Genomic DNA, 19,274 nt, shown 5'->3' on the forward strand with positions numbered 1-19,274 from the left:
TTATCCTTATTAAATTCTATAAATTTTAATATTTTGTTAAAAATGAGCTATAAACAGAATCATAATAAAGAGTTTTAAGAATGCAATAGAAATTTAACTAAAAATTAGTTTAAGAACAATGACCGCTCTAACTGCCGACGTTTTACCAAGCCTTACAACCTCACGTTTTTAGAGTGAACCCATCTTAATAATTCATCAGCGGCGTTTACGTATTCACCTCTATTAAGCTTTTGCCGTAAGGTTGAGGCTTGAAACGCACCGCTGCCGCAATTAAAAATGAACGAGATTAAGGCGGCTCGTTAGAGGGACAACCCTAGTAGACAATTTTAGACAAATTTACGAGTTTCGTGTAGTCATTTTACTTGCCTGCAAATATTAATTATATTGCTAACTAATAACATCTATTCAATAAGTGGGGGCAAACTGCCCCTGTCTCTTTTGTACTTCTAATATAAACTAGCCCCCAGGTTCTACAGTATTCCCTATAGCCTCAACCTCCCACCCCCAAGGGGTATCACCTACATAAGCTAAAATATTCTCCATTATTTCAGTAGGTAAGTGTGATATATGCCCTTCATCGTCAGCAAGTACGGTATTTGGTTGTATATTTTGACACACACCGGCAATAGTAAAAGCTTTCATTTTGATAAGGTCATTCACTTTTGTTAAATTGGCTTCGATATTATCAATTCCTTTTTCTTGAAGATACTTTTTTAGTAATTGCTTATTAACTACTTGATAGAATTTACTGGCAGTTAAAACTTTAAAATCATAATCCGTATTCTTATCATCATTAAAAAAATAGTGGCTTAATAATGAAGATAGTTTTTTTACTAATCCCTGATTGTAATTAATTTTTTCTTCTATCTCCTTTGCTCCAGTCTCGCCTATTTGGCTACTACCAAGATTAAGCGTTGTAAGAGTAGAATTAGTTTTTAGCACTGACGCTATTTCCTTTGCTCCTGTATCGCCTATTTTGTTATAGCCAAGATTAAGCGTTGTAAGAGTAGAATTAGTTTTTAGCACTGAAGCTATTTCCTTTGCTCCAGTCTCGCCTATTTGGCTACTACCAAGATCAAGTGTTGTAAGAGTAGAATTAGTTTTTAGCACTGACGTTATTTCCTTTGCTCCTGTATCGCCTATTTTGTTATTACCAAGATTAAGCGTTGTAAGAGTAGAATTAGTTTTTAGCACTGAAGCTATTTCCTTTGCTCCACTATCGTCTATTTGGTTATAGCCAAGATCAAGCGTTGTAAGAGTAGAATTAGTTTTTAGCACTGAAGCTATTTCCTTTGCTCCAGTATCGCCTATTTTGTTATTATAAAGATTAAGCGTTGTAAGAGTAGAATTAGTTTTTAGCACTGAAGCTATTTCCTTTGCTCCAGTATCGCCTATTTTATTACCGCCAAGATTAAGCGTTGTAAGAGTAGAATTAGTTTTTAGCACTGAAGCTATTTCCTTTGCTCCACTCTCGCCTATTTGGTTATAGCCAAGATTAAGCGTTGTAAGAGTAGAATTAGTTTTTAGCACTGACGCTATTTCCTTTGCTCCACTCTCGCCTATGTTGTTACCCAAAAGATTAAGCGCTGTAAGGGTAGAATTAGTTTTTAGCTCTAAAGCTATTTCCTTTGCTCCAGTCTCGTCTATTTTGTTATTATAAAGATCAAGCGTTGTAAGAGTAGAATTAGTTTTTAGCACTGACGCTATTTCCTTTGCTCCAGTCTCGCCTATTTGGTTATAGCTAAGATCAAGCGTTGTAAGAGTAGAATTAGTTTTTAGCACTGAAGCTATTTCCTTTGCTCCAGTCTCGCCTATTTGGTTACTACCAAGATCAAGCGTTGTAAGAGTAGAATTAGTTTTTAAAGCTTCGGCGATAACCTTAGCCCCTGCATCTCCTATATTTTTGTCATGAAGGTTAAGAGTAGTTGCGCCGTTTCGTAAACTTTTGGCTTGCTCGGTATATCCTTTTTTTTCTAAAAAATCTATTAATCTCTCATGTGACGTTTTTGTTAACGTATTCCATAAAAACATAATTACCTCCTTAGCTTGTGTTTGTTAATATTTGTTAACTATAGGTTAATTTTTATATTTGCTAAAATAATTACAAGTATATCGGTAACAAGTCAAATAAAAAAAGATTAACAAATTAAATATAACGTTAAAAATAACTATAGAATATTATTGTAAGGTTCAGATGCATTAGCTTAATCTAAATACGCGGCTAGTCGTTTCCTTAAGAAACAGCCCGTAAAGTTCAGGATATTCGGCTTTGAAAGCCGGAAGATCGAAGCGGCTACGATGGCAGTTTTTCCATAAGATGAGCGGCTTGTTGTTAAGGGTTAGGGGGTTATGTAACTACACATAGCTCATATTTAAAAGTTATGCTTTCTCAGAAAATCTTTTAACAAGATGCATGTAAATATCTAAAGTTTCAAGTTCGTCTTTGTTAAAAATATATGGAATCTTTACATAAATAAGAGTTTTTTGGTTCTTTTGATTTATTTTATCGCGAGGCAAGAATACGTATAACCTGTGTACATGATCAGACTCGGTATTTAACTTTCGGTCTAAAACTTGGTATAAAGCCGCTATATTTCCTTGCGGTTCAGATGAAAAGGCAGCAATAGAAGTGTCTAATTTCTCTTTAAATAAAAAACTTAGCTCTTTATCCTTATCCAATTCTTGAACCGATATTATTCTTACATCATCTAATTTAAAATAAAATTTAACGTCTTCAAAAAAAGAATCGGGATATTTTTGTGAATTTTGAAGCTCGAAGTTTTTAGTAAGTTTATTATCAAGAAATTTTTTGTCTAAATAAAATTGGATTATTCTCAAGTCATTCTCTACTATTTTTTTCTTGTAATGCAACAATTGAATAATAAGAATTACAATTGTGGCAATAAGAGCGGCAAATAATATCGGATATAAAATATTTATTTGATTAAGCATATTTTTAACGGCTACTGATATAAATAACCTATAGTAATATAATTTATTATTATTTCAATTTAATTTATTTATTTTCTATCTTAGGCGGTTAAAATTACGTTTGAAAAACTAACGCGGAAATGAGCATAAGAGTAAAGCGGTTAAGTATATAGGAAATACCCTTAACATACTTGAGAGCTATTATAATATTTTTATCCTACCTAAAATATTTCTTTGTACATGAAGTGTTTTAGTAATACTTCATTTTTTTATCGCAAAACGCGAAATTTCTTATTGACTTTCAACAAAAAAAATATAATTTCTTTACATTTAATTAAAATGTTAAGAAAATGTTAGGCTATGAAAAAGAGCAAAGAAGCTTGAACACAGAACAAAAAAAAGCCTTAGGATTGTTATCTATCGGCACTTTTTTAGAGTATTTTGATTTAATGCTTTACGTACATATGGCGGTGTTACTTAATGAATTATTTTTTTTACCCACAGACTCTCACTCCTCAAAATTGATTTCTGCTTTTGCTTTTTGTTCTACATTTGTTTTTAGACCAGTAGGTGCTTTAATATTTGGCTGGATTGGTGATAATATAGGTCGTAAATCTACTATTGTAATTACAACTGCCTTCATGGCTTTAACTTGCGGTGTAATGGCAATACTTCCTACCTATGCTCAAATTGGTTTAACGGCATCTATTGCAATAACATTATGCCGTATAATTCAAGGCATGTCTTCTATGGGTGAAATTGTAGGAGCAGAACTTTATATGACTGAAATAACACAGCCGCCAGTTCAATATTCAAGTGTAGCATTAATCGGCTGTTTGTCTGCCGCAGGAGGTATGGGGGCTTTAGCGGTGGCATCTTTTGTTACTTCTTATGGTTTAAGTTGGAGATATGCTTTTTTAGCCGGAGCATTTATTGCGGTTATCGGCACTGTAGCAAGAAAAGCTTTAAGAGAAACGCCTGATTTTGCAAATGCTAAAAAACAATTAAAAAGATTATTGGAACAAGCCAATATAGATAAAGAGAAGTTAGAAAATAACCCTATTTGGAAAGAAAAAGTTAACATAAAAACATTTTTAGCTTTATTTTTAATGGATTGTACATGGCCTGTATGTTTTTATTTTTTATATTTTTATTGTAGTAATATATTAAAAACTTCTTTTGGCTATAGTGCTGAAGAAGTCATACACCATAATTTTTGGGTTTCTGTAGTACATTTTACTAGTACGGTATTATTGATTTATTTGAGTTATAAAATTTATCCATTAAAAATAGTCAAAGCTCGACTAATAGTATTTTTTGGCTTTGCCTTAATTTGTCCTTATTTAATTTCAACGGTAAGTTCTCCACTTGAATTATTTTTTATACAATCATTTTTTATTTGTTTTAGACCTGATCATTCTACCGGCATTCCAATTTTCTTTAAATATTTTCCTATATTTAAACGTTTTACTTCCATTAGTTTATCATTTGCCACTTCACGTGCTTTTATGCACGTAGTCACCTCGTTTGGATTTGTCTATTTGATGGAATATTTTAGTAATTGGGGATTATTAATTATTATGTTACCTACTGCTGTAGCTTTCCTGTTTGGGATATCTCATTTTGAAACATTAGAAAAAAAGAATGAAAATTACCTTGAAAAAAATCCTCATCTTGATCTTGAGTTAAAGGTTGTTTAATAGATAAATGCTGGAAACATAAATCAACTATCTTCTGTTTCACTATTGGTATTTCTAAATATATAGCTAAGGTTATAAAACTTATTAAAGTTTCTTCTATAATTTTCTTAGCCTTTTCAGGGGATTTAGCTCCTAAAGTTTGTATATTATGAATTCTATCGAAAACTTTAATAAGCCCTATATCATGTCTTTTTTGCTGAATTAATAAATTTAAACTTTCCTCGGCACTAATCTTTCCATAAGGCTTAACTCGTGTTAAACCTTCTACCTTACTTGCTATATCTTTATCGAAAATTTTTGTAATATCATCTTCCGTAAGCGGCGTATCCTCTACCGTATCATGTAATAAAGCAGCATTTAGCATACTCGGTATGAAAAGTTTAGGAGCTTCATACGCCGTAAACTCGGCTAACATATATGCAACTTCTATCGGATGGGAGTAATACGGGTCGCCTGATTGCCGCATTTGTACGCCGTGATATTTTCGAGCATAATAAATACCCTTTTTAATTTCTCTAAGGTCTACCGGATATTGTACTAACTTGTTTAAAGAAGTAATGCTATCTAATAACCTTGTAGCATATCCGCACATCTCAAACTTTTCTTCCCAGCAATGGATATCTTCCACAAAAATTAACCCAAATTTATTAGATTAATCTTTATAACATTTCCTATTAAGAATTTAAAGTAATAAATTGCAATGAGTAGTATTTTTTTAATCTTACAATTTAATAATAATTTTTAAATAATACGAAATATAAAGCTTGAATTATGTTAATATAATCTAAAATCCTACGAAGTTGTATATTATCTGCTTTATTTTCGCAACAAAAAATTTTTTATTAATTTAAAATATTATTTTAGCTTTTCAGCCGCTTCTTCTGCGTCTAGCTCGGCTTCTATTTGTTGGTCTTCTAATGCCATTTCTTTAGCGTGTCTTTCTATTAAATAACTATTTAGTATCCGCATGAGAATCATAACAACGATTAAAGCCGGTATAATAATCTTAAACATATCTTTGGTGTCTTTCCAGACCCTGGCGTTTCTTTGCCTTTTTTCTTCCCTATATTCTTCCTCTGACTCTTCTTCTACAATAGAAATAGTTGGTTCTTCCTGATCAATCATTTTTTACCTTTTAATATATTACGATGAAATAAATTTATTTAAGAGAGGCTAAATATCAATAAACTTTAATTATAAATGATAGTGAAATAAGTAAAATTGTCAAATTATTTAAGTTGTAAAAGAAAATTAGAATATAACTAACAATTATATTAATTATTTTTAATAAAAAAGTGTTGGGGATGGCAATATTAAATTATACTTTCTCATTCAGCACGCATAAATTTATCTCACCTAAAAACACTGCTCGCTCTAATTGTCGGCGTTTAACCAGCCCTTTAAGTTTTTTATCCTTTACGTAGACCCATTTAAGGAACTCATCGGCGGCTAACAGGTATTGCTCTTCATTCAACATTTTTAATAGTGTTGAGTTTCTAAAGGCTGCACTGCCGCAATTAAAAATAAAAGAGATTAAAGCCGCTTTTTGATTAACGGTTAAATGAACGTGGCAGTATTTATGCAAAGCTGCTTGTATTTGCTTGACATCTTCGTCAAGTAATCGCTCGGCTTGTTCTTCAGTTATTTCACTATCTAATTGCGCTTGCTCATAGGGTTTTATCACATGCCCGTAGCCGATTGTTTTGAGTCCTGCAGGGCAGTAATAGGGAGTGAGCCTTAAGGATTCAAATTGCTTGATTAACTGTTTTGCTAGTTTTTGAGCGGACATTTAACGTAACATCAATTATTTTTGATTACCTTATTCTTTAAAGGTTCTAATGCTTCTTTTTTACCGATCGGGGTTTTTGTTAGTAACCTTAAAATAATATTGATGATAGATATTAAAGTAATACCCATTGCCGTTTGATGGTCTTCCGGTATATCAATGTCAAAGCGTGCAAGCCAAGCGGTAAGTAGTGCTACTGAATTAAATATAATCGTTCTAAATCCTTGTAGTGTTTTCATAAAATTTCCCTTTTTGTTGATTAAAATAAAAAATTGATAGGTGAGTATGTTATTCCCAATGCCAAGAGCCGTGGGGCTTGAGTAGTTGGACGGTTATTTTGACTATGCCGCCGGTAAATTTACCGATATCGGCGGTTAGTCTGATCGGCGTATCGTGCCAATAAGTTAACGGATGGTTAGTTAAGCCGATATTGGTAGTATCTTTCGTTATGGCTAGTGCAGTGCCGTAGCGTTTAGTATCTTCCGTAACCCCGACGCTAAAAGAGCTACAGCCCTGTATTTCCTCTAGAACCCTGATATTAATAGCAATTACTATAGTGTGATGCGGGATTTGGATTTTGGTATCAGTATATTTTCCTGATAATTTTATATCCTCCTCCAAATGCATTACCCGTAAATACTCGCCACTATCTTTTTTAATTAGATAATCATTTTGAACCTGCACAGGCGTAACGGATAAGGATGAAACGTCGATTTGCTCCCAGCTTTTACCGGTAAATCGGTATTTTGTTCCATCTTTATTATGGGTAACTTCTAACCATTTATGGGGAATAATAAACCGCCAGCTATTATCGAGCCTTTGAGCTATTTTATTTATATGATTTGCAAATTCCCCGGTAGCATTTTGACCGATTATATATAACCGCCCTGGTCTTGGGGATTCAGGCGGCGAAGTTATATTAATCTCATGAATTACCGAATTTACTAGTACGTCAAGCATATTTAACGCTTCGTTATGGGTAATTTCCTTCTGTGCCTGCCCACTATGGATAAGCGGCAGTTTTAACCGATTTGTATACATAAAATTATTTTAGTTAAGGATTATAGTAGTGCCGTAGCCTCTACCGATTTGAGCGGATAATTGGTAAATAGTGGCGGTTAGTTCTTCCGGGGGATTTCTAAAGTCGTTAGTGATTTGCTCTTTTGTATAAGTAACTGATTCGGTGGTAGTTTCTAAAGTTCTGATTAATTTCTTTTTCTTGCTTATATCGATTTCGTATTTTTCTAGAGTTTCGCCAATCGGTATATCAACATAATTACGCCAATCGTTATCTATTCTAGAGCGGCGTAGCCAACTGATTTTTATATTGCCGTTTGCATCTTTTGTAGCTTGTGCGTAAACCGGAGCAAAGGGCTTTAAAGCTCTGCCTGTATAGGTAAAGGTAACGCTTTCAGTTTCGGCTAAAGTTTTGCCGATTGTGACTGCTTTGTAATTAATAGCTTTACCGATTAAATTATTAGGAATAGAAATATTAATAATTTCCTTATTTAATAGAATAAACTTATCGCCGATTTTATGGCTATTAATTGCCCATTCCGTGCCGCTTCTGCCTCGTAGCAATCTAGTTAACTTATATTTCTGATCTTTGATAAGCTCGGCATTTTGAAATTGGATTAACTCATTCCCGATAAGAGCTTTATTTTCGCCGTTTAATAGCACTAACTCATTGACGCTTTGCAAAGAACCATATAGTAACTGTACTATTATCTCGCTAGATTCGTCGAATAGTAAACTAGAGGCTGCGGGGATTTTATTTAAGACAAAACCTATAGTGCTTTGAGTGTTTACTGCCGCAATAGGTTTGTAGTCGTATCCATCATTAACACTTTGATATATAATAGCACCCGACCAATTAGTATCGTCGCTATTTACCGCTAGTGTTAAAACTGCTTGATTGGGGGTATTATCATTTAGCGGCGGTGCATCTATTAGCCATAATATGCTATTCGCTATCGGCTTTGGCAGTTCGTATTTTGTCGGTAAATAATTCGCTTTGCCGCTAAAGTCATACATCGATATATTAAAACTTACGGCAAGTATTTTCATCTGCCCCGTGCGTTGCATATCGGTTTTGATGATTCTTAAAGAATGGGTAGCATTTTGGCAAATAATATTTATGATATCAGTCGGCTCTAAATAAGCATATTTCGGCGGTAATGTTAATTTATAATTGATACGTTCCTGCCATGAATTATATAAGGTAATATCGGCAATTTGCTTGGCAATGCTGTTGTCTAACACTATCGGCAAAGAGAAATTTATTTGCTCACGAGTAATAACCGTTTGCCTTTGAGATTCAACTGTTAAAGTATCGTAATTTTGACAGCGATCAATATGGCTGACACTGACCTTTTGCGGGAGTTCTAATTCTTGTGCTACGGTTATTTCTAGCGTCTCTTTAATATCATTATTATTGCTAGGGACTAATTCACTTTCAGCAATTTCGGTAGTTAACAAGGCGTCCGTGCGATGAATAAATTTTAAAATCCCGTCACTTTCAACACAATCAAAAAAATATGCACTTTGTAGCTGCTCAATAGCTTCCCTAGCCGTTATATGCTGTGATATAATATAACCGCTAACCTCATCAGTTAGCCTTGATACGTCATAATCAGTTGGCTTTAAACCGACATTATTTAAAATATCTGCGACAATAGCAGCTAAATTTGAGTTGCCGAGCTTGCCGTTAAGCCAGTGACCCGTAGCCCATAAATCCCCGTCTTGCCAAATGTGCTTTAAATCAGGGAAAAACGGAAAAGGTCGCACATCGTAACACCAAACAAAACGCTTTGATACAAGATTAGTTTCGTGTTCATTCTTATTTTGCCAATAATCAAGCGTGGCATTTAGAGCCTGACGTTGAGCATAAAAGCTAGTTTTCCCGCTTGAGCCTCTGGGAAAATGCGACTCTACGGAAGCGGGATCATAAAATACGTTAGGCTGATTACTGCAGCAATCGACTGAAGGAAAGCCAAATTCCGTAAACCATATCGGCTTTAATTTAGGCTGCCAATTTGTTTGAGTTCCATCGGGGTTGTGATGCCGGTTACTCCACCAATATTCGATATTCTTCCAAGCGTATTTAGGATCGTTAAAATAATGTTTTTGGCTTCTTGTGGGATCCCAGTAATATTCCCAACCTTCGCCGCTTCCCCAGCCACTCTTTATAAGTTCTTCGGTAATTTGTTTTTGCGGTAGATCTACGGTTATAGGAAAATAAGCATCAATGCCGATAAAATCAATATTAGGGCTTGCCCAAAGCGTATCAAGATTAAACCAGCCATTTTCGGTATGATGATATTCCGACCAATCAGCGGCATAGGTTACCAGAGTAGCTGAACCTAATTTATTTTTAACGAGAGATGCTAAATTAACGAGCTGATCAACTGCCGGATACGAGCCTAGCTTATCTGTAAAACCAGTTAAGCCTATAAATTCTGAACCAATTATAAACGCATCAACTAAGCCATTTGTTAAATTCGCATAATGCAAAATAAAATTATTATAGCCTTGATTTTTATTGAACCATTGTACTATATCATTTGTGCTATTTGCCTTAATACGACCACGCCAAGGCTTAGGGTACGGATGAATTTCATCGACAAAAAGCATCGTGCGGCATTACAGCAGTATCTTTATTATTAAACTCTATTTTAGGGACTACCCTACAATTACCGGCATTGCTAGACGTTGCAAACCAGCAAACAACGACCGCCACCCACTCTAAATTTGGCAGCGTTTTAGCCATCTGCTCAATGCTAAGCAGCATATTAGCTTTACCGCTATAATTGTGCATATTCAGGTAGTTTTTGCCCCATTTATCAACTATTTTTTTACCAATTTTAATGTGATATTGCTTATAATGTACTGTATTTGAGTAGACAAACTCGCCGGCACCCGGAATAAGTACGATTTCCTTAATTTTATCTTCCACCGAAGGTTTTATCTGTATCTTTCTTCTCACCTCAAAACTAAAATTAGGGATGTGATTACCAAATTGCTCAAGCGGTAAGTCTTCAAATACCACATAACACAATCCTCGATAGGCGGGATAAGTATTGGGAGCTTTATGTTTGCCGATAATATCGTCGGGCAACTGTTCTTCCGTCCCTAAATGCACGTTAAATTTGCCGTTGCCACTTCTTAGCATTGCTTCAGTTATCAGCGTGCCGTCCGCCCAAATCCTTACTATTTCCTCTACTTCCCCCTCACAGATAGCAATCGCCAGACTTACCGAATAGCTATAATTAATTACTTTTCTAATTCCTTCCCCGTATTCTTCAAAATCTTTAGTTTCTAACTCCTTAATATCCGTTGCCCAGATGATATTACCGGCTAACCTTAATTGTCCGTAGACTTTCGGGATTACCTCGCCGTAACTTGATATTTGGACTCGTAAATCCGAAAGCCTTGATCCTTCTTGCGTCGGTAGATTAACGGCTTGTTTTTTCTTACCGCCGAATAAATTACCGATAGCATTACCGAGTACTGCACCTTTAATGCCGCCGCCCAAACCTCCGAGCATAAAGCCGCCAACAGCACCGAGAACCGGTAATATTGCCCCAAACATTTTCGCTTAAATCATTGCTTAGTTAATCGATCCATGCCGGGCAGATCAGGCTCACCTCGGAAATTGATTATATTGTTAAATTTTTCTATGCAGGTTTTGCTACTTTTATCGCAGCCGGCGACTATAGTAAACTCATCACCTATATTAATAACAAAAGGCATCGGTAAAACTAAAGTGATGCGAGTATTGATAAAATTTTTTACTTCCATTTGTAGACCAATATTTTTGCCTGTCTGCCAGCTGATATAGCCATAAGTAAACCAATTATTAGCCTGTGTTAGAGAACTAGCAATAAAAGTTTGTTGGTCTATTACTTCGGTAACTACAGCCTGAACAGTAAAATTTTCCTGATCTAAATTAAACTTACAACGCTGATCCCCTAAATTTGTTCGGCAATGAGGCAAGTAAGTTTCACACATAGTTTGCGATAAGAATTGCGTTAAGCCCCTTACTTCTGCATGAAATAGGTTTTTATTTAAAGTTACTTCACCCAGCACGCCCCGCTTTTGGATTATTTTACCGCTTTCAGGTAGCAGGTAATTTACTAAAAATATTTCCACTTCAGCAAAATCATATTTACCGGCTAGCAAATCTATTTCCGTTATTTTATTGTCGTGAAATTGTCCGGCTAAATCGAGATTATCAACCGCCATATTGCTATTACTCTCTACATTAGTCGGCGTAAAACCTGCGATGGAGTCGTATTTTATATCATCAATAAATAAGGCTTGATCATGGTCGGTAAAGGTAAAAACTTTGTTATCTTTGCGTGTTAATTTCCAGCAAGTAGCAAGAGTAGTTACTTCGTTATTTAAATGGTTTTTTAACTGCGGGCTTAAATTTCTCATGCTTTTAAATTTACACTCGAATCTCAACTAATGGAATATTACCCCACGACCCAACCGCGAAACTATCTATTGACAAGTCAAGCTGATCGGTATCGAAACGTACAGGTACGTCAAACTCAAAATCGGCGGTTATTTCTTCGTCGATTCCGGGGGATTGGTCAAAAGTAATTATGCCGCTTGTAAAATCAATATTAAATCCTTGTTCTATTAATAAACAATCAAGATAAATTCTACAGATATTATTATTTACCGGCTTATTTATGATTCGAGTGTAATTATAGTTACCGCTGATATAATTCTTAACTAGCTGAAACTCCTTCTTTTCACCGTTACCTTTACCGAGTAACTGATTGATGCCTTTATAATCCGACCAATCTTTATAGCGAAAGCCTATTGCTCTGCCTCTTCTGCTTCTGAAGAATGCTATTAGCTGCTGCCATTGTTCTTCGGTTTTTATACCGCTACTTATATCGTATCTAGCCCGTGCCTCTTGCCAGTTAATATTGCGCTGCTCGTGACCGCTAAAAGTTGTAACGATGTCAGTTGAAAACATCGCTCCGCCCTTAGAGCCATAAGATATTTCCGGCGGAAATTGTATCTCGGCAAAGGCAGTTATCATTAGAGGTTTCTTTTGCTTCTAGATATCTGCCTTGCCATATCGGCGGTAATTTGATTACGGCTTTGGTTAAATGAAGCAATATCGGGTGTTTGAATATTCATATTAACTACTATATTGCCCCCACTTGCTCCGGCTGCTTCTAAATTGCCGAAAGGTACTATATTACCGATTGAATGCGGAATAAATAACTCCGGCTCACCGCCGTCACCGACAATATGGGCTTTACCGGGGCGTGCCGTACCGCCTTTAGCAAAAAATCCACCAAACATAGAGCCAAGCCCTGATAAAAAACCGCCTCCACCGCCGCTCCCATTACCGCCGCCAAATAAGCTACCGAGCAATCCTCCACCACCGCTAGTACCTATTATATCCTCTTTAAGAGTCATTTTTAATATATCGCTTTGTAGTTCCTTGAAAAAATCCCCGCAAGTTTCTTTTAAACTTTTAATATGACCGCCGGCATCGAAAGCAGCATCGGCGAAATTATCAATTAAGCTATTAGCTCCGTCTTTAGATTTTTCGGTGATTAAATCAAATACGTCTTTGCTATGCTCGCCGAATCTATCAAGCTGTTCTTCGCTTTGCTGCATGGCCCTATTATAAGTGTCCTGATCGATTAAACCTTGTTTTAGTAATTTATTTAGCTTCTCAATTTGAGCATTATGTTTTTCAAGCGGCGTTCTGGTTTGCTCGAATATTTGCCTAGCGTCACCTAACATTTCATTACTTTTGCTCATAACTGCCATTTCTTCTTTTTTAGGAAGATTTAGCTTTAAAGCCTCTATTACTCTTGGTTCTGCAAGTGCCTTGTTATGTTCTCTAGCCGCTTCACTGCTTTTATTAAACCATTTTGTTAAAGTTACGAGTCCTGCAATAGTTGCCGATATCGCTACCGCCGTTAACCCCAATGGATTTGCCATAAGTGCTATAGTAAAAGCTCTTACTGCCATAGTGACGCTCACAAACCACGCAGCTAATTTCAGCCCTAAAATAGTCCCAATAGCCGTAATAATAAAAGTAATAGCCGGATGACCTTCACGCACTGCTTCAAAAAAGCTTGTTACAAGCGGCAATATCGGCACTAAACAGGAGGTTATCAGGCTTATCAGCACTTTCTGTAATTTATTTAGTTCACTATTAAACTGCTCCATCGCTTTACAATCTTCTTCCGATAAAGAAACTCCAAGTTTTCTAGCTTCTTCACGGAGTTTTTGAATTCCTACCGAACCTTGCTCAGCAATTCTTGCCAAAACAGCCCCTTCCGAACCGAATAATTTAGCGGCAATAGTCGCTTTGTCCGATTCGTTAACTAGTCTTTCAAACCCTGCAGCTATTTTTTCTAACTGTTGATCGGGACTTAAATTAATTAGCTCTTTAGCCGATAAGCCTAAGGCTTGCAGAGCCTGTTTTGCCTCACCGCTATTTTGTGCGGCATCTAGAATTCTCATCGACATTTGTTGCAGTCCTGAAGTTAAACTATTAAACTCCACACCGCAATTGCTAGCGACATATTTAAGTTCCGACAAGCTTTTAGTACTCATATCCAACTTACCGGCAAATTTGCCTATTTCCGCCCCGCTATCGATTATTTTCTTGAGCGCATGGGTACTAAAAGCTGCCATAATTGCCGTACCGATTCTACCGAAACCGAAACTAAGCTTGCTGGTTAATTCTTGCAGTTTTTTAAAATTCTGCCTAATTCTGCCAAAAGCTTCCCTAGTTTTATCGATACCCCGGAACGTTACCCTGACTTCCTTGTTTGTCACTTCCTTAATTTATTCTGTTTTTCTTTTTTTATCTTAAAATAAGCGAGCCAATAATGCCATTCGTCGATTGTCATTTGTTGGATTTCCATAATTGTTTTATGTAGTAATTCCGCAAGTGCAAATTGGTTAAATAACATTGGCTCGTTTATTAGTTTTTTTCCGACATCTCTAAATCGCTTTCACTCATTATACTAGTTGCGATGCGTATTAACACGTCAGGGTCACAGCTACGCATTAATTCAGGCTTATCGGCTCTACTAAATAAGCAATTGCCTTCCTTATCTTTGGCTTTCATAATTAAAGCCTCAACCATTAAACCTAAATCATCCTCTTTAGCCATTTTATATAAACGGTTTTTCTGCGCTAAAGTCAGAGGCGAACAGTAAATATATAGCGGATTTTGCCCATCCCCCCATTCAGCTACTTCAATTATTTTGATTTCCTTAGCGTCAAAATGTGCTTTCACTCGATCTATAATTTTCTCTTGCATACTTAATCCTCTGCTTGAATATTTTGTTTTAATTCGCCGTTACCCTGAAAAGTAAAGGAGCTTTCAACTAAGCCGTCAAATGATGCTTGCCTTGAAATACCGGTAACAATTGCATTGCCGCTAAAATATTTGCCGTTATTATCGCCTTCAGGATAAAGTCGTAATTCTACAGTATTGCCGATAACCATTTTACCTTGACCCTCTAAATCTTCCGTATCCCAAAAAGCATCAATCGAACCTGACCAACTTTTAATGGTCGCCTGATTCTTCCGCCACTCTGTACCGATAACACTAGCATCCACAGTGTCGCAAACTTCTTCCAATGACCATGATTTTACTTCCATAATTTGCTTTTCGCCTATTTTGACGATTCTTTCCGATCCTGCATGTGTAGACATTTTTTTCCTCCTTTTTTAGTTAATTTTTACGCTTGTCTTCCTTGGTTCTATAACTCACTGAAAATGTCAATGTTGCAACCGCTACAGGCTGATCACCATCACAATTAAGGTTGATGTCGGTTGATTGCAATCGGCAATCTTTGCAGAGTTTTTTAAGGATAATGCTATTTGCCACTAACCGCTCTATTTGTGCCGCGATATTATCGACTATTTTATTTACATTTTCGGTAGCTTTAGCGTAGCACTCGACGATTATTTTAACTACTCGATCTTGTGAGCGCGGCGGGGTTATGGTGTTGGTCGCGACTTCTTCATTAGTAGAAAAAACTATAATCCCCGGTAAAGAGGTGAACTCCATATTGTAAAGCCGAGTATCGTAAACCCGATTACCTACTAAGGTCTTGCCTTGCAATAGCTCAACAAAAGCCTCTCTTATTGCAGTTCTGGCGTGCATTTTAATTTTGCCTTTCCAACAATAAACTAGCCCAGCCGCTGCCGTCGGGTTTGATTGCCACAATGCGATAATTTCGGTTTCTCATAGTTAAAAGATCGCCGTATTCTACTTCCGTAATTTCATCTTCGGTACACTCAAATACCGGTTTATTGCCCGCTACTCCGGCTATGCCGCTATCAATATCAAAATACTCCTCTGCCATAATGCCCTTAATTACATAAGGCTCACCGAATGCCGGCGTTAAAATTGCCTTCACTGCGAATCCTTGCTCAACATCTAAAAACTCGCTAAAATCTTCTTGAAATGCCATAAAGCTTATTTCCTCGCTACGGCGAAAGATTCGGCATGTCTAATAGCGATGTCGATATCTTGCATTAAACGAATACGGATGCCGCCGCTAGTACCTAAAGCGTACGGGTCAACTAATACATCCAACACGCCCCACTGCCCGATAATTAGATCGGCAAAATTACCGAATAATAAAGTATCTGCCGGCATTTGGTTAGTTGTGCCGACTTTGTAGCCATTTAGATAACCAAACCCTGAATCTGCCCCTTTACTTTCCCAGATAAATTGAGCAGTATGTTCTGCTTTTTCGGTTTGTTTTAAGTGACCACGCAGTGCAGCATTGCATAAATAGCCAAGACCGCCGATATCGGCATTTTTGGCAGCTATAGCAGTTTCTAAATCAACGATTTTGTCCCAATCAATTTGCTCTTCATCGGCAATAGTTACTTTGTTTATATTGTGGTTCAGAATGCCCAAAGGCTCTGCTCCTAGCCCGTTTCCCATTATAGCTGCCCGATCAATCTCAAGTGCTATAGTCGTTGCTAAATCATCCCGCACTAAATTTTCAATATCGGGACTTGCTTGTAATATTAATTTTCGACTAAAATCGGTATAAGCGGCAATGCTTTTAGGCGATAATGTTACTTGTCCGAATGTTTGCTGCGAATGCTGCGGTGCCTGTCCTTCCGCTACCCAGAAAGCAGTTGCACCTCCCGTTTGTTTAGGTATTGCAACGTCGCCTTGTAAGCCGCTCATAACTTTTGCGCCCATTTGCTGCACTAACATTTTGTTACGTAATAATTCAATAAAATTACTGCTTAAATAGTCCGTACCTACTAAATAGCCACCGGCAATATTGGTTAGTTTTTGCAAATCTCTTTTTTCTAGCATTACATCGAGCGAAATAAAAAAACTTGCAGGTTCTCGCCCCACTCGTTTTGCTATTTCAGTTGAAGCCTCACGCTCTAACTCTGCACCTTGCCAGTTGCCGGCAACTGCTGCTTTTATGGCTTTGATTATCGAAAAGTTACGTGTTTCTTTCTCACTCATACCGATTATAGTTTGATCAGGGGAAGAGGTATTAATAAGCGGCACAGAACTAAGATTTTCTAAAATCTTCTGCCGAAAAGCATCTAAACTTTTACCTTCTCTAATAAATTCCATAGCGGCATTTTTCATATTATGCTTATCACCAAGGGTTAAGATTTCATTAATTCTAGTAGTTTCGTTTTGCCTTATATCCTTAGTGATTTGTTCGGGGTTAACATTACTTATTGTTCGTACATCATTAATAAAATTATTCGTTGTATTTTCATTAATTACTTGGTCATGATTATTTTCCATGCTACTTCTTACTCCATATTTATAATTAATTGTTTTCTTTGCTTCATTGTTATCCTGATTACCCTGTTTTTCTGCGGGTTTCTCTTTACTTCTACCGATGCCGACAGTTGGATCGGCAGGGATTGAAACAACTGATATTTCTAGAGGCTCCCAGGCTTTTATTCTAAATACTGCCGGTTTACTGCCTTTGGCTTCTTTTTCTAAAACTATATCGGTTTGTAAATAACGATAACCGACTGAAATATTGCTTCTAATGCCATCTAATACATCTTGATAAATGCTTTCAGCTAAGGCACTTTTACTAAATCGTACCTTTGCCCGAGCTTTGCCGTCGCCTGTTAGCTCGGCTGCTTCAATTACGCCGATTTGCTTAGTAGTATCATGATCAAGTAGCAATGGCGCACTGCCTGAATTTAGCCAATCGAGCTGAACGCTTCCGTGTTTATGGTCAAGTATTTCAAGACCGTAAAATCGTTCTGCCGGTTCTTCACTGGAAAAAGTAATCCAAAAACGGCGATTCCTTGTTTCTTCGATATTTAAAACCGGCATGCTGGCGTAGCGTTGTTCAATTATTCCTCTAACATTTAAATTATTCATCTGTTTTATCATTTGTAATTTCTTGTTGATCATCATTTTTTTGCTCCTTGTTTAAATTTAATCCGTATTTTTTCGCTAACTCCTCTTCAAAAACTATTTGTTTAAATAATTCTTCAATGTCTATTCCTTGATCGGCTACTATTTGGCTGCGGCTTCTGGTTTTCTGATCTATTGCAATCTGGTTAGCGTGATTGTCTTTTAGTGGATCAACCCAAGCCCAGCCACGAGGTCGCCATATCGGCTTATTGAATTTGTCGAACTCATTTATCGAGATAGGGATTTTGTTGTTAGTAATCGCCATTAATAACCAGCTTTCAAATATCGGATTACAAAAATGCTCTACCAGCCAGTTTTGCAGCATTCGCCAGCTATCCCGATCTTCTAAACTGCCGTGCCTGATTGATGAGAAATTGACATTTTCAAGATCATTTGCAAGGGTGGCGTAGGAAATATCAAGACCGCTAGCAATGCCTCTAAGTATTGACTTCTCAAAATCGGCAAAACTAGAAGTCGGATGGTTTGGGTCGAATAATTTAACATCCATTCCCGAAGGTAATTGCTCAAAAATTCCCGGTTCTGCTTCCATTAGTTTATTGCCTCGCCCGTCATCGTTACCTAAATAACCGCTGCCGTCCGGTGAGACGAAAAAGCCCATTTTGGAAGCTCCGACCCTTGCCGCTACTAGCTCCGCCTCTTCATAACCTGCCAGCATACGAAGCCTTAACATTGCGCTATGCATCCAAGGCACGCCTCGACTTTGCGAAGGTCGATCGATTATAAAGGCGTGGATGATTTCACCGGCAGGGATTCGTTGATATTTTTTATTTTCTCTGCATTTAAATAGCTCGCCGGGATGAGAAGTAAGAAGATGATAAGCAACGGGGCGATTCCATTTGTTAAACTCAATGCCCATTCTTATATAAGAGCCATCCGTTAGGGTTTTATTAAGCTCTTCGTCTAAATGATCGGCTTCGATAAATTGTAAAGCAAAGCCAAATTCATTATCAAATCCTTTAACGAGCCGGATAATTACTTCGCCGTCTCTAGCTACGGATTCCAAAAACAAACGCTGGCAATCAATCCAGGATAACCTGCCGTCGACGGTGCAATTATTTTTTTTACTCCAACTTTCAAATTGCGCCATTATTTGGTTATTTATCCCGCTTAAGAAATTGCCGCTATTGTCTACGGCTCTAACCTGTAAACGAATCCCGCTATTACCGATTACATTGGTGGAAGTGCGTTTTAAAAATCTACGAGCATAATCGTTATTAATACATAACTCTCGTGACCTATTGCGCAGTAACCGCAGACTCTTATAAAGCTCGCTATCGGCAGACAAGCCGCTTGTTATCCAGTCTGCGGTTAATCTATTTATATTTGCGGCGCTATATTGGCGTTTTACCGGCGGTGGACGCTTGAATAGATTAAATAAATTGGGGAATTTCATATTAAGTAAAAA

The 19,274-nt window shown here is 36.9% G+C and carries 21 protein-coding genes; 1 reads left to right on the forward strand and 20 read right to left on the reverse strand.

Features of this window, described 5'->3' with window-relative positions; all coding sequences use genetic code 11:
• Positions 1-152: 152 nt before the first annotated feature.
• The 3 genes from AAHM91_RS09310 to AAHM91_RS09320 all read right to left on the reverse strand — a co-directional run bounded on the left by AAHM91_RS09310 (position 153) and on the right by AAHM91_RS09320 (position 2,952).
• A complete protein-coding gene (locus tag AAHM91_RS09310; protein ID WP_342270767.1) occupies positions 153-287 on the reverse strand; it encodes a glycoside hydrolase family protein in 135 nt (44 codons plus the stop codon).
• 169 nt (positions 288-456) lie between these two features.
• The gene (locus tag AAHM91_RS09315; protein ID WP_342270590.1) at positions 457-2,031 is read right to left on the reverse strand and encodes a leucine-rich repeat domain-containing protein; all 1,575 of its coding nucleotides are present in this window, start codon (positions 2,029-2,031) and stop codon (positions 457-459) included.
• A gap of 348 nt (positions 2,032-2,379) precedes the next feature.
• Positions 2,380-2,952, reverse strand: a complete 573-nt coding sequence (locus AAHM91_RS09320; protein ID WP_342270591.1) for a hypothetical protein — start codon at positions 2,950-2,952, stop codon at positions 2,380-2,382.
• Positions 2,953-3,281: 329 nt separating this feature from the next.
• On the opposite strand from AAHM91_RS09320, the gene AAHM91_RS09325 reads away from it, so the two are divergent.
• Complete coding sequence (locus tag AAHM91_RS09325) at positions 3,282-4,631, forward strand: MFS transporter (RefSeq protein ID WP_342270592.1); 1,350 nt, start codon at positions 3,282-3,284, stop codon at positions 4,629-4,631.
• On the opposite strand, the gene AAHM91_RS09330 is transcribed toward AAHM91_RS09325, so the two are convergent.
• The 17 genes from AAHM91_RS09330 to AAHM91_RS09410 all read right to left on the reverse strand — a co-directional run bounded on the left by AAHM91_RS09330 (position 4,519) and on the right by AAHM91_RS09410 (position 19,262).
• Complete coding sequence (locus AAHM91_RS09330) at positions 4,519-5,259, reverse strand: HD domain-containing protein (protein WP_342270593.1); 741 nt, start codon at positions 5,257-5,259, stop codon at positions 4,519-4,521. The two genes, AAHM91_RS09325 and AAHM91_RS09330, sit on opposite strands and share 113 nt — an antisense overlap.
• Positions 5,260-5,486: 227 nt before the next feature.
• Positions 5,487-5,756 (reverse strand): hypothetical protein, encoded by a 270-nt coding sequence (locus AAHM91_RS09335; protein WP_342270594.1) that lies wholly within the window; start codon positions 5,754-5,756, stop codon positions 5,487-5,489.
• Between the two features lie 193 nt (positions 5,757-5,949).
• Positions 5,950-6,420, reverse strand: coding sequence for a lysozyme (locus AAHM91_RS09340; protein WP_342270595.1), 471 nt, complete (start codon positions 6,418-6,420; stop codon positions 5,950-5,952).
• Between the two features lie 11 nt (positions 6,421-6,431).
• A complete protein-coding gene (locus AAHM91_RS09345) occupies positions 6,432-6,656 on the reverse strand; it encodes a hypothetical protein (RefSeq protein ID WP_342270596.1) in 225 nt (74 codons plus the stop codon).
• Between the two features lie 49 nt (positions 6,657-6,705).
• The gene (locus AAHM91_RS09350) at positions 6,706-7,458 is read right to left on the reverse strand and encodes a DUF2793 domain-containing protein (protein ID WP_342270597.1); all 753 of its coding nucleotides are present in this window, start codon (positions 7,456-7,458) and stop codon (positions 6,706-6,708) included.
• 9 nt (positions 7,459-7,467) lie between these two features.
• Positions 7,468-10,050 carry a glycoside hydrolase/phage tail family protein gene (locus AAHM91_RS09355; RefSeq protein WP_342270598.1) on the reverse strand — a complete coding sequence of 861 codons (2,583 nt, stop codon included), beginning with the start codon at positions 10,048-10,050 and terminating at the stop codon, positions 7,468-7,470.
• Positions 10,034-11,008 carry a hypothetical protein gene (locus AAHM91_RS09360; protein WP_342270599.1) on the reverse strand — a complete coding sequence of 325 codons (975 nt, stop codon included), beginning with the start codon at positions 11,006-11,008 and terminating at the stop codon, positions 10,034-10,036. The genes AAHM91_RS09355 and AAHM91_RS09360 overlap by 17 nt, the downstream gene beginning before the upstream one ends.
• Positions 11,009-11,019: 11 nt before the next feature.
• Entirely contained in the window at positions 11,020-11,856 is an 837-nt protein-coding gene (locus tag AAHM91_RS09365; protein ID WP_342270600.1) for a DUF2163 domain-containing protein, read from the reverse strand.
• 10 nt (positions 11,857-11,866) lie between these two features.
• On the reverse strand, positions 11,867-12,475 hold the full coding sequence (locus AAHM91_RS09370; RefSeq protein WP_342270601.1) for a DUF2460 domain-containing protein: 609 nt from the start codon (positions 12,473-12,475) through the stop codon (positions 11,867-11,869).
• Positions 12,475-14,241 (reverse strand): phage tail tape measure protein, encoded by a 1,767-nt coding sequence (locus AAHM91_RS09375; RefSeq protein ID WP_342270602.1) that lies wholly within the window; start codon positions 14,239-14,241, stop codon positions 12,475-12,477. The genes AAHM91_RS09370 and AAHM91_RS09375 overlap by 1 nt, the downstream gene beginning before the upstream one ends.
• Complete coding sequence (locus AAHM91_RS09380; protein ID WP_342270603.1) at positions 14,238-14,378, reverse strand: hypothetical protein; 141 nt, start codon at positions 14,376-14,378, stop codon at positions 14,238-14,240. Before AAHM91_RS09380 ends, AAHM91_RS09375 begins: the two co-directional genes overlap by 4 nt.
• 11 nt (positions 14,379-14,389) lie before the next feature.
• The gene (locus AAHM91_RS09385) at positions 14,390-14,731 is read right to left on the reverse strand and encodes a hypothetical protein (protein WP_342270604.1); all 342 of its coding nucleotides are present in this window, start codon (positions 14,729-14,731) and stop codon (positions 14,390-14,392) included.
• A gap of 2 nt (positions 14,732-14,733) precedes the next feature.
• Complete coding sequence (locus AAHM91_RS09390) at positions 14,734-15,129, reverse strand: phage tail tube protein (RefSeq protein ID WP_342270605.1); 396 nt, start codon at positions 15,127-15,129, stop codon at positions 14,734-14,736.
• A gap of 19 nt (positions 15,130-15,148) precedes the next feature.
• Positions 15,149-15,583: a hypothetical protein gene (locus tag AAHM91_RS09395; protein WP_342270606.1), complete on the reverse strand. Its 435-nt coding sequence runs from the start codon at positions 15,581-15,583 to the stop codon at positions 15,149-15,151.
• A 1-nt stretch (position 15,584) separates the two neighbouring features.
• Entirely contained in the window at positions 15,585-15,893 is a 309-nt protein-coding gene (locus tag AAHM91_RS09400; RefSeq protein WP_342270607.1) for a head-tail joining protein, read from the reverse strand.
• Between the two features lie 5 nt (positions 15,894-15,898).
• Entirely contained in the window at positions 15,899-17,848 is a 1,950-nt protein-coding gene (locus AAHM91_RS09405; RefSeq protein WP_342270608.1) for a phage major capsid protein, read from the reverse strand.
• Complete coding sequence (locus AAHM91_RS09410; RefSeq protein WP_342270609.1) at positions 17,805-19,262, reverse strand: phage portal protein; 1,458 nt, start codon at positions 19,260-19,262, stop codon at positions 17,805-17,807. Before AAHM91_RS09410 ends, AAHM91_RS09405 begins: the two co-directional genes overlap by 44 nt.
• Positions 19,263-19,274: the final 12 nt, after the last annotated feature.

The sequence above is a fragment of the Rickettsia endosymbiont of Orchestes rusci genome (assembly GCF_964030945.1).
GTDB lineage: Bacteria > Pseudomonadota > Alphaproteobacteria > Rickettsiales > Rickettsiaceae > Rickettsia.

Bases quoted from the DNA above. Each gene is read 5' to 3' on its own strand.
- AAHM91_RS09315 (WP_342270590.1), bottom strand. From the start codon at position 2,031: ATGTTTTTATGGAATACGTTAACAAAAACGTCACATGAGAGATTAATA.
- AAHM91_RS09320 (WP_342270591.1), bottom strand. From the start codon at position 2,952: ATGCTTAATCAAATAAATATTTTATATCCGATATTATTTGCCGCTCTT.
- AAHM91_RS09325 (WP_342270592.1), top strand. From the start codon at position 3,282: ATGTTAGGCTATGAAAAAGAGCAAAGAAGCTTGAACACAGAACAAAAA.
- AAHM91_RS09335 (WP_342270594.1), bottom strand. From the start codon at position 5,756: ATGATTGATCAGGAAGAACCAACTATTTCTATTGTAGAAGAAGAGTCA.
- AAHM91_RS09340 (WP_342270595.1), bottom strand. From the start codon at position 6,420: ATGTCCGCTCAAAAACTAGCAAAACAGTTAATCAAGCAATTTGAATCC.
- AAHM91_RS09345 (WP_342270596.1), bottom strand. From the start codon at position 6,656: ATGAAAACACTACAAGGATTTAGAACGATTATATTTAATTCAGTAGCA.
- AAHM91_RS09350 (WP_342270597.1), bottom strand. From the start codon at position 7,458: ATGTATACAAATCGGTTAAAACTGCCGCTTATCCATAGTGGGCAGGCA.
- AAHM91_RS09355 (WP_342270598.1), bottom strand. From the start codon at position 10,050: ATGCTTTTTGTCGATGAAATTCATCCGTACCCTAAGCCTTGGCGTGGT.
- AAHM91_RS09360 (WP_342270599.1), bottom strand. From the start codon at position 11,008: ATGTTTGGGGCAATATTACCGGTTCTCGGTGCTGTTGGCGGCTTTATG.
- AAHM91_RS09365 (WP_342270600.1), bottom strand. From the start codon at position 11,856: ATGAGAAATTTAAGCCCGCAGTTAAAAAACCATTTAAATAACGAAGTA.
- AAHM91_RS09370 (WP_342270601.1), bottom strand. From the start codon at position 12,475: ATGATAACTGCCTTTGCCGAGATACAATTTCCGCCGGAAATATCTTAT.
- AAHM91_RS09380 (WP_342270603.1), bottom strand. From the start codon at position 14,378: ATGTTATTTAACCAATTTGCACTTGCGGAATTACTACATAAAACAATT.
- AAHM91_RS09385 (WP_342270604.1), bottom strand. From the start codon at position 14,731: ATGCAAGAGAAAATTATAGATCGAGTGAAAGCACATTTTGACGCTAAG.
- AAHM91_RS09390 (WP_342270605.1), bottom strand. From the start codon at position 15,129: ATGTCTACACATGCAGGATCGGAAAGAATCGTCAAAATAGGCGAAAAG.
- AAHM91_RS09395 (WP_342270606.1), bottom strand. From the start codon at position 15,583: ATGCACGCCAGAACTGCAATAAGAGAGGCTTTTGTTGAGCTATTGCAA.
- AAHM91_RS09400 (WP_342270607.1), bottom strand. From the start codon at position 15,893: ATGGCATTTCAAGAAGATTTTAGCGAGTTTTTAGATGTTGAGCAAGGA.
- AAHM91_RS09405 (WP_342270608.1), bottom strand. From the start codon at position 17,848: ATGATGATCAACAAGAAATTACAAATGATAAAACAGATGAATAATTTA.
- AAHM91_RS09410 (WP_342270609.1), bottom strand. From the start codon at position 19,262: ATGAAATTCCCCAATTTATTTAATCTATTCAAGCGTCCACCGCCGGTA.